This is a genomic window from Candidatus Binatia bacterium (assembly GCA_035631035.1).
Lineage (GTDB): Bacteria > Eisenbacteria > RBG-16-71-46 > SZUA-252 > SZUA-252 > DASQJL01.
On the sequence record DASQJL010000087.1, the window covers coordinates 1 to 11,503 of the forward strand.

Genomic DNA, 11,503 nt, shown 5'->3' on the forward strand with positions numbered 1-11,503 from the left:
CTCGGAGCGCGGCACGCGATCGGCGTCTCCTCGGGCACCTCGGCGATCTCGATCGGGCTCGCGGCCCTCGGCGTGGGTCCCGGTGACGAGGTGATCGTGCCCGCGTTCACCTATTTCGCCACCGCGAGCGCGGTGGTCCAGACGGGTGCGAGGCCCGTGTTCGCGGACGTGGAGCCGCGGCGCTTCGGCCTCGACCCGGCCGCCCTGGAGGCCGCGATCACGCCGCGCACGCGCGCGATCGTTCCGGTGCATCTGTACGGGCTCGCCTGCGAGCTCGCGCCGCTCCTTGCGATCGGAGAGCGGCGGGGGATCCCGATCCTGGAGGACGCCGCGCAGGCGATCGGCGCGACCGACGCGGGGCGCCCGGTCGGAGCCTCGAGCGCCGGCGCCACGCTGAGCTTCTTTCCGACCAAGAACCTGGGCGCCCTGGGCGACGCGGGCGCCATCCTCACCGAGAAGGACGACGTCGCGGCGCGCGCGCGGCTCCTGCGCGTGCACGGCGACGCGGGGAACTACCGGCACACGGCGCTCGGCACGAACGCGCGCCTCGACGCGTTGCAGGCGGCGCTGCTCCGCACCAAGCTGCGCCATCTCGAGGCCTGGACCGAGGAGCGCCGCGGCATCGCGGCGCACTACCGGGAGGCCCTCGCCGATACGCCGGTCGTCCTCCCGGAAGAGCCGGCGGGCGCGCGCCACACCTACCACCAGTTCACGATCCGGGCGCCGGAGCGCGACGCGCTCCAGAAGCGGCTCGCGGAGCGGGGGATCGGCTCGCGCGTCTATTATCCGATCCCGCTTCCGGCGCAGCCGGTCTTCGCCGAGGCCGGCTGGCGGATCGAGGCGTTTCCGGTCTCGCAGGCGCTCTCGCGCGAGGTCCTGTCGCTCCCGATCTTCCCGGGGCTCACGCCGGCCGAGGTGGATCGGGTCGCCGGCGCGATTTCGGGCTTCTATCGGGAGCGGCGCTGATGGCCGCTCCCGGCGCCATCGGCGGCTGGCCCCGGCCGCTTCGAATCGCGGTGTTCGCGGCGGGCGGCGTCGTCGCGCTCGGCGTGCTGGTCGTGGTGGCCGCCTGGGCGCTCATGCCGCGCGACTGGATCCAGCAGGAGGCGCGGCGGCAGGCCGCCCGCATGAGCAACGCGCGCGTGGGGTGGGCGCGCATCACGCCGGAGTTCCGGGACTGGTCGCTGGGCGTCACCGTGGAGAAGCTGGATCTCCGCATGCCCGAGACCGGGCCGCCGAGGCTCCAGGCGCGCCTTCCGGAGGCGTTCGTCCGCTTCCGCCTGCTCCCGCTCCTCTTCCGCCGCGTCGAGGTGAGCGGCGCGCGAATCAAGGGCGGCGGCATCGTGTTCACCGATCAGGCGCCGTCCGCGCCCTCGCCGGGGGAGACCAAGGGCGGCGCCGCGCACGTCTTCCTGCCGCGCGTGGATCTGGACGGCGTCTCGCTGCGCACCCGCGACCCGCTGGGCTCGGGGTTCGACGTCAAGCGGGTCTCCGGAAGCGCCGAGATCCAGGGACCCCTCGACCATCCCGCCTCCATCAAGCTGGAGGCCAAGGCGGACAGTCTCTACTGGAAGCCCGAATCCCGCTCGCCGCTCCTGCCGCTTCCCTCGCCGGCCGAGGTGAAGCTGTCGCTGGACGCCAAGGACGGCGGCCAGCGGCTCGTGGTCTCCGACGGCTCGGCGACGGTCGGCCCCCTGGTCAGCGCCATCTCCGGCGAGATCCGGTTGCCCCCCGCGCCGGCGCCCGCGCAGCTTGCGCTGCGAATCGTCGGGCAGCCGCAGACCGTGCGCTCTTCCGATCCGGCGCTCCGCGCGTTCGCTTCGCAGTCGCCGGCCTCGTTCAGCGCGACCGTCTCCTGGGACGTGCGGGTCGGCGGCACCGCGCGCGACGTGACCAACGAGGGGCGCCTGCTCCTCAAGCCCTTCTCGGTCAGCGCCCAGTCGAACACGTTCACGATGGACCAGGCCAGCGTCTCCTGGTCGAGCGCCGCCGACCAGACGTTCGTGGGACGCGCCGAGGGCTTCGGCGGCGGCGTGACCTTCACCGGCGAGGCGCGCGGCGTCACGCGGCCGGGGGGCGAGATCCGCGGCACCTTCTACGCCCGCGCGCCGGCGGAGCGCCTGAACGGCCTCACCGCGAACGGCCCGATGTGGAATTCGGGCGATCTCGAATGCCGCGGCACCTTCGTCTCCCACCCCCCCGCGGAGGTGGGGCTGGAGTACACGGTGACGGGAACCGGCTTCAGCGGGACGATGCCGAACGTCTCCCGGCCGATCCGGCGCCTCACGTTCGCGGTCTCCGGGACGCGCACGACCGCCACCGTGAACTCGCTGGAGGCGGTGGTCGGCTCGAGCACCGCCAGCGTGACGGGAACGATGAACCTGGGCACGGTGCGGAGCGGAACCTTCGACGTGAAGATCGACCGGCTCAATGCGGACGAGTGGACCGGCGGCAGCGGCACGGGGCTGAGCCTCGACGCGCCCGAGGGACAGGACCAGCCCAAGCCGGCGCTGGGGGTCGTGGTCGCGAACATGAAGATCGGCGAGGTTCGAAACCGCGGCCTCCTGATCCACGACGTGACCGTTCCGGTCCGTTTCGCGCAGGGGAAGCTGGTGGCCGACCCGATCCAGGGGACGATCGGAAAGGGCTCCGTGAAGGGGGCGCTGGACGTGACCGGGGTGGACAGCCATCCCGCCTTCACGCTGCACCTGAACCTGAGCGAGGTGCCGGTGGAGGATCTGGTCTCGGGGCTTCTGCCGGTGCGGCTTCCCGTCTCGGGCAGCCTGACCGACGTCGTGGACCTTCGGGGCCAGGGCTATCCGGGTCCCGAGGCGGCAGCCTCCATGACGGGCACGGTGGCCGGGAAGATCGAGCGGGGCCTCTTGCGCCAGAACCCCGCCCTGAAACAGCTCCGCGAGGCGTTGGGCGCGGTCTCCCCGAGCGAGGTGCCGTTCCAGACGATCGCCCACAGCGCGCGGATCCAGGGCGGGAAGCTGATGCTCGACAAGGTGACGGGCGACCTCGGAAAGGACCTCTTCTCGATCACGGGAGCGATCGGGTTCGATCAGACACTGGACCTGAACGCGCTGCTCCGGCTGGCGCCCTCGCGCGTCGAGGGGAGCACGTTCCTGGCGCAGCTCGCCAGCTACGGCAAGGATGCCGAGGGGCGGGTCCCGATCGAGGTGAAGATCAGCGGCAGCGCCCTTTCGCCCAAGGTGAGCGTGCAGCCGTCGAAGTTCATCGAGACGGCCGGGAAGGGGTTCGTGAAGGAGGAGCTTGGAAAGCTGCTCACGCCCAGGACGCCCCGCACCGCGGCGACCGACACCGCCCGCGCGGGCGCCGACAGCGCGGCGAAGACGCCGCGCCGCGCCGCCCCCGATTCGGCCGCGAGCGCGGTCAAGAACGCCCTCCGGAAGCTGTTCGGGAAGTGAGGGCCGCCCGGGAAGCCCCGGCCATCGACGCGGCCGACCTCACGCGGGAGTTCCGCACCAAGAAAGCGCCGCCCGTGCGCGCGCTCGAGCACGTGGACCTGGTGGTCGAGCGCGGCGAATGCTTCGGCCTCCTCGGCCCCAACGGGGCGGGGAAGAGCACCCTCATCAAGATCCTGACCACGCTCCTGCTCCCCTCGTCGGGCCGCGCCCTGGTGGCGGGCTACGACGTCGAGCGCGATCCGATCGCCGTGCGCCGCCGGATCAACCTGGTCTCCGGCGGGGACACGTCGGGGTACGGCATCCTGACGGTGCGCGAGACGCTCCACCTCTTCGCCCGCTTCTACGGCGTGCCGGGACCGGTGGCGCGCGCGCGCGCCGACGAGCTGATGGCCATCACGGGCCTGCACGAGAAGGCGGACACGCGGCTCTCCAGCCTCTCCACCGGCACGAAGCAGAAACTGAACTTCGCGCGCGGCTTCATGAGCGATCCCGAGATCATCTTCCTCGACGAGCCGACGCTGGGCCTGGACGTGGAGGCCTCGCGTCAGGTCCGTTCCTTCATCGCCGGCTGGGTGCGCGAGCGCCCGCACCGCACCGTGCTCCTCACGACGCACTACATGGTCGAGGCGGACGAGCTGTGCGGACGCGTGGCGATCATCGACCGCGGCCGGATCCTCGCGCTGGACACGCCGCGCGCGCTGAAGCGCTCGGTGCCGGAGGAGCCGGTCTTCTCCCTCTCGATCGGGGCGGGGGCCACCGACTTCGACGCGCTGGGCCGGATCGGCGGCGTGCGATCGCTCTCGCACCACGCCCATCCCGCGACCGGTGCGGTGGAGCTCCGCGTGATCGTGGAGGAGGACCAGGTGATCGGCGAGGTCCTCGGGCGCCTCAAGTCCTCGGGACAGCCGGTGCTTCACCTCACCAAGATGGAGCCCACCCTGGAGACCGTCTTCATCCACATGGTGGGCCGCGGGCTGGACGACGACACCGACGGCAGCGCCCCGGCGGAGTCCCGGTGACGGGCGACGCGCTGGCGGAATCGCTCCGGGTGAACGTCGCGGCGATCCTGGCGCGCGCCCGCGTGCGCGTGGTCGCCTCCTGGCGCGAGACCTCGTGGGTGGTCGGGGAGACGGTCTTTCCGTTCCTCACGATGTCGGCGTTCGTGCTGGTCTATCGCGGCCTCCACGCGCCCAAGGTGTACGAGGCGTTCGTGGTGCTGGGCGCCGCGATGACGGCCTACTGGAACAACGTGCTCTGGAGCATGGCGAGCCAGTTCTTCTGGGAGAAGGAGCAGGGGCAGCTGCAGCTCTACCTGATCACGCCCGTGTCGCGGATGAGCATCCTCCTCGGGATGGCGCTGGGGGGCATGGCGATGACCACGACCCGCGCGATCGTGATCCTCCTCGGCGGGATGCTCCTCTTTGGGATCGAGCTTCCGGCGGGACGGCTCCTGCCGGCGTTCGGCCTCTTCCTCCTGACCCTGGCGGCGGTCTACGCGCTGGGGATGATCCTGAGCAGCGTCTTCCTCCTGTGGGGCCGCTCCGCCTGGCACACCGTGACCCTCTTCCAGGAGCCGGTCTATCTTCTCTCGGGGTTCTACTTCCCGGTCCGCTTCCTGGGCGCGGCCGTGGGCGCGCTCGCGGCCCTCCTGCCGATCACGCTCGGGCTGGACGGGATCCGCCAGATCTTCTACGGCGAGGCGGCGCACGGCTTCGTCCCGGTCCCGTGGATCGCGCCGATCGAAGTCGCGCTCTTCGCCCTCTTCCTCTTTCTCGCCCACCGGGCGCTCCTCCTGATGGAGACGCTGGGGAAGCGGGAGGGGCGGCTCACGCTGCGCGGCCAGTGAGACGCTCCTGGAACGTGATGAAGGCGGCCTCCTGGCTCGGGTGGCAGGTGGAGGCCAACTGGGCCGACCCGGTCCTGTTCCTCGCCTATTCCTTCGCGAAGCCGCTCGCCACCACGCTGATCCTCTTCTTCATGGTGCGCGTCGTGGCGCACGGGGCGGCGACGCGCGAGACCTTTCTCTTCCTCTTCCTCGGAAACACCTTCTTCCTCTACGTGAGCGAGGTGCTGGTCGGCCTCTCGTGGGTGATCTTCCGGGACCGGGAGGATTTCGAGACGCTGAAGTACGTCTATCTCGCGCCGATCCGCTTCGTGCCGTACCTCTTCGGGCGCGCCATGACGAAGATCGCCACCGCGACCCTCGGCACCGTGGTCGCGCTCCTCTTCGGCCGCTTCGTGCTCGGGTTGCCGATTGCGGCGTCCCCGGCGTCGCTCGTGTCCCTGGCGGGAGTCGTCGTGCTGGGGCTGGGCGGGATCGTCTTCCTCGGGGTGGCGCTCGCGGGCGCGGCGCTGATCATGGCGCGGCACAGCATGAATCTGAACGAGGGGCTGACGGGAACGTTCTATCTGCTCTGCGGCGCCGTCTTCCCGATCGAGGTCCTGCCGGGCTGGGCGGAGCGGCTCTCGCTGGTGCTCCCGTTCACCTACTGGCTCGAGCTGATCCGGCGGATCCTGACGGGGCGCGCCTACGCCGCGCCGCTGCGCGCGATCTCCGACGGAGGGTTGGTGGGCATTCTCGCGCTCTCCACGCTGGGACTGGCGGCCGCGTCGCTTCTCTGGTTCCGGTGGTGCGAGCATACCGCACGAGCGCGCGGCCTGATCGACTGGAAGACGAACTACTGAGGGTCAGCGCGCGTTGCGGGGGAGCGATCTCCGGCGGAAGGTTTTTCCCAGGAAGACGTTCAGCGGGTGGGAGCGGGGGAGCGAGCCCAGGATCGGCGGCCTCCGCACGCCCATCTTCCGGAGGGCGTCCTGCGCCGGCTCGTAGTTGGGATTCCAGGAGAGCGCCTGGTTGTAGGCCTTGATGGCGTCGCCGCGGCGTCCCGCCAGGGCAAAGACCTCGGCCAGGTTGAAGTAGTGCTCGGGGCGGTGGTACTCGGCCTCGATCGCGCGGCGGCAGAGCTGCTCGGCGTCGGAGTACTTCCGCTGCGCGTGGGCCGTCGCCAGCCCCAGATAGCTCAGATAGCCCCGGGCGTTGGGCTCGAGCAAGGACGCTTCCTGGAAGTGCTGGAGCGCGTCCTGGTAGCGGCAGGCATAGAGCATCCGGACGCCGGTCATGAAGTGCTCGTGACCGATCGCGCCCACCACCGCCAGCTGCTTTTGCCGCCGTTCTTTGAGAGTCCCCATCCGGCCCTCCTCGCCTCGTGGGGAGCAAGGCAAGCCGCGTGCCCGAACCGACCACTTCATGTCCATTGCGGCACTGCGGGAACCAGTACGGCTGCATGGTGTTAAACGATTCGTGTGATGCATTGCGCGAGGCGATTTGCACGAAGCCGCCGCGAGCGCCCCGCAAACAACGATCTTGCCATGGGTGGATTGCGTCTTGTAATGTTCCGGGGCGGGGAACCCCGAATCACTCCACCCCGAGGAGTCGCCAAGAGTCGCATGGCTTCCGTCGTAGCACCTGTCGCCGCACCGCCCGCAGTCGAACTGCATCTTCGATCCGACCTGTTCATCTCGGACCTGCGCACCCGGAAAAAGGCTTCGGTCCTCGAAGAGGTTGCCGGCGCGCTCGCGGCCGCGAACGTAGCGCGCACGCCCGAGGCGATCCTGGACGCCCTCCGGCGCCGGGAGGCGCTGGGGAGCACCGGCCTCGGCAAGGGGATCGCCGTGCCGCACGCGCGCTCGACGATGGTGTCCGAGCGCGCGCTCCTCGTGGCCCGATCCACCAAGGGGATCGAATTCGACGCGGTGGACGGCCAGCCCGTGCACCTCTGCTTCCTGATCGTCGCGCCTCCCCTGGAGCGCGATCCCATCTATCTCAAGCTGGTGGCCGAGATCGTGAGGGCGACCCGCCTCGCGCGGACCCGCCAGAAGCTGATCGACGCCCCCAATTTCGCCGCGGTTCGTGCCATTCTCGTGGAGGCTGCCCGTGACTGATCTCCTGAACGCCCTGGTGGAGCTGCAGGACATCGACGTGCTGCTCCGCGAGGTGAAAGATCCCGAGATCGCCTCCCAGGAGGAGCGAATGGGCTTCTCCCTGGAGCACGTGGAGAACCTCGAGAAGGCGCGCCGCAAGGTCGCGGCTCAGATCGACGAAAAGCTGCTCCAGACCTACGAGCGCATGAGCCGCCGCTTCGCCAGGGTCGTGGTGCCCGTGGAGGGCATCGTATGCGCCGGGTGCCGGATGAGTCTCCCGACCGCCTCCGCCCGCAGGCACTCCTCCGCCATCGTAGGTATCGAAAACTGCGAGAATTGCGGGCGAATCCTCTACCGTCGCTAGAAGTCTCCCGCCGTTTGCGGTAAAATCAGTTCGTGCCGATCCGACACACACTCCTCGCCCTTCTTGCCTTTGCCGCCGTGGCCCTGGCGGGTCCCGTCCGGACCCTGCCCGCGCGGGCGGCCGAGCCGCCCACCCAGTTCGTCGGCCCCACGCAGATCCTGTTCGTGGACGCCGACTCGGTCTACTGGCTTCGCTCGGCGGAGTGGAATTCGGCGTATGTCCGAAACCAGGAGAAGCTGCTCCTCCATTCGCTCCGGATGAAGTACTGGCGCGACCACCTGCCGTCCGACATGCGCCTAGTCTTCGAGACCCTGGGCTATCCGGTCGGCCGCGTGATCCACACGCCGGAAGGGCACGTCGAAGAGTGGTGGACCTACCGCCTGCTCGACCCTCCGCTCCGCTTCCGCGACGGGGTCCTTCTCGACACCGACCGCTTCGAAGCGCTCCGCTCCCGCTGAGCCCGGGCGCGCCGCGGGCGCGCCTTCCGACCCATCCGATGCTCCGGCCCCGCTCGCGCCCGCGCGCGTCCCATTTTCGTGTAGGATCGCACCGTGACCTGTAGTCGAATTGCCGAGGATTCGCGTGCGCTGCGCGGCCGGAAGCTGGCCGCGGCCGGGATGCTGGCGGCGGTCGTGGCGCTGTTCTGGGTTCCGGCGCCGCCGCCCGCGGCCGCCGCGCCGCCGGAGAGCGGCCTAGCCGTGATCGCGCAGGCCGACACCAGCGGCAATCCGAACGGGACGCAAGGGGATGAGGGTGACGACGAGGAGGACGAGAACGGCGTGAAGATCCCCCCGAACCTGCTGGAGCCCGACTCGGACACCGTGGCGCCCGACACGACCGGCGCGCCCATCCGGAGCAATGCGATTCCCGTGAGCCCCGCTCCGATTGATTCGGGGAGGACGGTCGTGCCGGCCCATCCGGCCCAGCCCGAAACCCTCCGCTACTTCCAGCCGATCGATTCCTCCGTGGCGGGGAAGGCTCCCGCGCCCAACCTCGTGCCGGTTCCGCCCAGGAAGAGGGGCGGCATTTTCGGGCTCGGATCGGCCGTGGTCATCCTGAGCCTCGCCGTGGTGCACTTCTTCGTCGTGAAGGCGGTGAAGTGATGGCGCTTCGCCGGCATCCGGGCGGCGGCGCACTCGATGCGCTGCGTGTGCGGTGGCATCCGAGGGACTTCCCGCTCCGCGCCGCGGCCGAAGCGGTGCTCCGGGCGGCGCTGCGCGAGCTCTCGCTGGAGCACGTGGTGCGCGACCTGCACGTGCGCGTGGACCAGGACAATCGCGACGACCACGCCTACATCGAGTGGAACACGCACGATCACCGGGCCGCCCGGCTCTCGTTCGCGATCGGGAATTTCGTGACGCGCGCGCGCCGCCGGGCCTGGGCGCGCACGTGGGGCAAGCGGCCGGGCACGCCGCCGCTCACCGCGCGACAGTTCTCCGCCCGGAGCTTCTCGGAGGCCTGCCTGCACGAGCTCTCGCACCTTCGCGACGACCACCAGTCGGGCGTCGATCTGACCGGCGCTCCCGCGTCGGACCGCGAGGCCCTGAACGAGCTCTGGAACGTCTGGATCGACGGACGGCTGAACCGCCGGGGCCTTCCCGCCATGACGCGGGGCGAGCGCCGCCGCGTCTACGTCCGGACCCTGCGCGGCACGCCGCGCTTCCGCGCGCGCGGGGAGCGCGTCTTCCAGGCGCTCTGGAACGCCGATCACCTGGGGCCGCGCGAGCTGCGCGCCTATCTCGCCGAGCTCACGACGCCGCTGCGCGGCGCGACGACCCCCGCCGCGCGCCCACGCCGCCCGAAGGCGACTCGACCGAACGCCCGAGTCAAAATCACCCGGAGCCGCCGGACCCGATGAGCGAAGAGACGCTCCCCGGGGCCGCCGGGCTCCTCACGGAAGAGGAGCGCCTGCGGTTCCTCGTGCGCGCTTCGCGCGAGCTGGCGCTCTTGAAGCGCGACGCCCTGGCGCGGCGCGCGCGGGACCTCTTCCTGGGCGCGGGGTCGTTCTCCGAGTTCTCGCTCTGGGTGCTCGATCCGCGGACCGAGCTGCTCTATCCCTGGACCCTCTGCAACACCCCCGTCGTCGGGCGCCGCCCCAGGCTCACGCCGGGGCAGGGGCTGGCGGGGCAGGCCTGCGCCGACGAGGCGCCCGCGTTCCACGCCGAGCTGCCCGAGGCCCTCTATACGCCGTTCGAGTGGGGCGGCCGCCCGCGCGCGCAGCTGCGCGGCGTGCTCACCGTGCCGCTCCGCCAGGGCGCCGAGCCGCTCGGCGTGGTCGTGATGCTCGGCGACGCGGGGGTCACGGGAACGCCCCCCTCCTCCGAGGAGATCGCGTTCTTCGGCGAGCTGGGCGCGCAGCTCTCGATCGCGGTCGGCAACGCGCGCATCTACGCCGACGCCATGCGCGAGAAGGTGCAGAACCAGCTCTTGCTGGAGCTGGGAACGCGCATCTCGGGAAGCCTCGACACCGAGCGGCTCATGGAGCAAATCCTGGATCTCGTGTTCCAGGTCGTGCGCTACGACGCCGCGGGCATCTACCTCGTCGACAAGAAGACCCAGTGGATCACGCGCCAGACCATCCGCGGCTACGACCCCGCGCGCGACGACGCCGTGCGGCTCAAGGTGGGAAGCGGCCTGATCGGCTGGGTGGCGAAAGCGGGCCAGGGGGTGATCGTGGCCGACGTCCGCAACGACCCGCGCTATCGAAACGCGCGCGACGAGACGCGCAGCGAGATGGTCGCTCCCATCCGGATCGGGAGCGAAGTGATCGGCGCCTTCAACCTCGAGTCCGACGAGCCCGACGCCTACGAGGTGGAGGACATGGAATTATTGATGTCCTTCGCCACCCAGGCCGCCGTGGCCATCGAGCGCACGCGCCTCCACGAGGAGGTGCTCGAGAAGCGGCGGCTGGACGAGGAGATCACGATCGGCCAGCGGATCCAGCGCTCCTTCCTCCCGGCCCGAAACCCCGAGGTGCGGAACTTCGACATCGCGGGCGCCAACTACTCGTCGGACCGGGTGGGAGGCGACTACTACGACTTCATCCGGATCGCCGACGAGCACCTGGGCATCGTGGTCGGCGACGTCTCGGGCAAGGGGATCGCGGCGGCCCTCATCATGGCGGCGTTCCGCGCCTCGCTCATCGCCGAGATCCGGAACAACTACGCGATGCGCACGACCATGGCCAAGGTGAACCGGCTCCTCTGGGAGAGCGTCGAGCCCGACCGCTTCGTGACCTCGCTCTTCGGCGTGCTCGACACCGTGGCGCGGCGGTTCACGTACGTGAACGCGGGGCACAACCCGGCGCTCCTCTACCGGGCGGCGACGGGCCAGTTCGACACCCTGGAGCCGACCGGGCCCCTCCTCGGCACCTTCGAGTCCGCGACGTACAAGGAGCGGGTGGTCGAGATCCGGCCGGGGGACGTCCTCGTGATGTACTCCGACGGGGTCACCGAGGCGATGAGCCCGAGCGGGGAGCTGTTCGGCGAGGAGCGCCTCCGGAGGGAGATCGAGGCCAGGAAGACCGATCCCGCCACGGTGCAGCTCCGGGGCATCTGGGAGGCCGTCCAGGCGTTCCAGGGGGGCGAGCAGGATGACGACGTGACGATCGTGGTGGTGCGGGGGATGGCGGCTTGAAATCGGCCTGAAAACAAGAACGGCGGGCTGGTCAGGCCCGCCGGTCTATTTAATTGGAAGTTCCCCGATAAAACCGTGCCTAAAAGACTTGTTGAGGTCTTGGGCAACCCACCGGCGAACGCCGGGTCAAGCCACTTAGGAAACGCGAATC

Annotated in this window: 12 protein-coding genes; 11 read left to right on the forward strand and 1 reads right to left on the reverse strand. The window is 70.3% G+C overall.

Annotated elements, in window-relative coordinates; all coding sequences use genetic code 11:
• The 5 genes from VE326_09695 to VE326_09715 all read left to right on the forward strand — a co-directional run.
• Positions 1-966: DegT/DnrJ/EryC1/StrS family aminotransferase (locus VE326_09695; protein ID HYJ33478.1), on the forward strand; the 966-nt coding region annotated here is incomplete at its 5' end.
• Positions 966-3,431, forward strand: a complete 2,466-nt coding sequence (locus tag VE326_09700) for an AsmA-like C-terminal region-containing protein (GenBank protein HYJ33479.1) — start codon at positions 966-968, stop codon at positions 3,429-3,431. The genes VE326_09695 and VE326_09700, both read left to right, overlap by 1 nt.
• Positions 3,428-4,450: an ABC transporter ATP-binding protein gene (locus VE326_09705; GenBank protein HYJ33480.1), complete on the forward strand. Its 1,023-nt coding sequence runs from the start codon at positions 3,428-3,430 to the stop codon at positions 4,448-4,450. Before VE326_09700 ends, VE326_09705 begins: the two co-directional genes overlap by 4 nt.
• A complete protein-coding gene (locus VE326_09710) occupies positions 4,447-5,277 on the forward strand; it encodes an ABC transporter permease (protein HYJ33481.1) in 831 nt (276 codons plus the stop codon). The genes VE326_09705 and VE326_09710 overlap by 4 nt, the downstream gene beginning before the upstream one ends.
• Positions 5,274-6,116 (forward strand): ABC transporter permease, encoded by an 843-nt coding sequence (locus VE326_09715; protein HYJ33482.1) that lies wholly within the window; start codon positions 5,274-5,276, stop codon positions 6,114-6,116. The genes VE326_09710 and VE326_09715 overlap by 4 nt, the downstream gene beginning before the upstream one ends.
• A 3-nt stretch (positions 6,117-6,119) precedes the next feature.
• On the opposite strand, the gene VE326_09720 is transcribed toward VE326_09715, so the two are convergent.
• On the reverse strand, positions 6,120-6,620 hold the full coding sequence (locus VE326_09720) for a tetratricopeptide repeat protein (protein HYJ33483.1): 501 nt from the start codon (positions 6,618-6,620) through the stop codon (positions 6,120-6,122).
• A 258-nt stretch (positions 6,621-6,878) separates the two neighbouring features.
• Between VE326_09720 and VE326_09725 the strand changes: the two genes are divergently transcribed.
• From VE326_09725 to VE326_09750, 6 genes are all read left to right on the forward strand, one after another.
• Positions 6,879-7,373 (forward strand): PTS sugar transporter subunit IIA, encoded by a 495-nt coding sequence (locus VE326_09725; GenBank protein ID HYJ33484.1) that lies wholly within the window; start codon positions 6,879-6,881, stop codon positions 7,371-7,373.
• Positions 7,366-7,716, forward strand: a complete 351-nt coding sequence (locus tag VE326_09730) for a hypothetical protein (protein ID HYJ33485.1) — start codon at positions 7,366-7,368, stop codon at positions 7,714-7,716. Before VE326_09725 ends, VE326_09730 begins: the two co-directional genes overlap by 8 nt.
• Before the next feature lie 32 nt (positions 7,717-7,748).
• Positions 7,749-8,174: a hypothetical protein gene (locus VE326_09735; GenBank protein HYJ33486.1), complete on the forward strand. Its 426-nt coding sequence runs from the start codon at positions 7,749-7,751 to the stop codon at positions 8,172-8,174.
• Positions 8,175-8,267: 93 nt separating this feature from the next.
• A complete protein-coding gene (locus VE326_09740; protein HYJ33487.1) occupies positions 8,268-8,819 on the forward strand; it encodes a hypothetical protein in 552 nt (183 codons plus the stop codon).
• The gene (locus VE326_09745) at positions 8,819-9,574 is read left to right on the forward strand and encodes a hypothetical protein (protein ID HYJ33488.1); all 756 of its coding nucleotides are present in this window, start codon (positions 8,819-8,821) and stop codon (positions 9,572-9,574) included. The genes VE326_09740 and VE326_09745 overlap by 1 nt, the downstream gene beginning before the upstream one ends.
• A complete protein-coding gene (locus VE326_09750) occupies positions 9,571-11,352 on the forward strand; it encodes a SpoIIE family protein phosphatase (GenBank protein HYJ33489.1) in 1,782 nt (593 codons plus the stop codon). The genes VE326_09745 and VE326_09750 overlap by 4 nt, the downstream gene beginning before the upstream one ends.
• Positions 11,353-11,503: the final 151 nt, after the last annotated feature.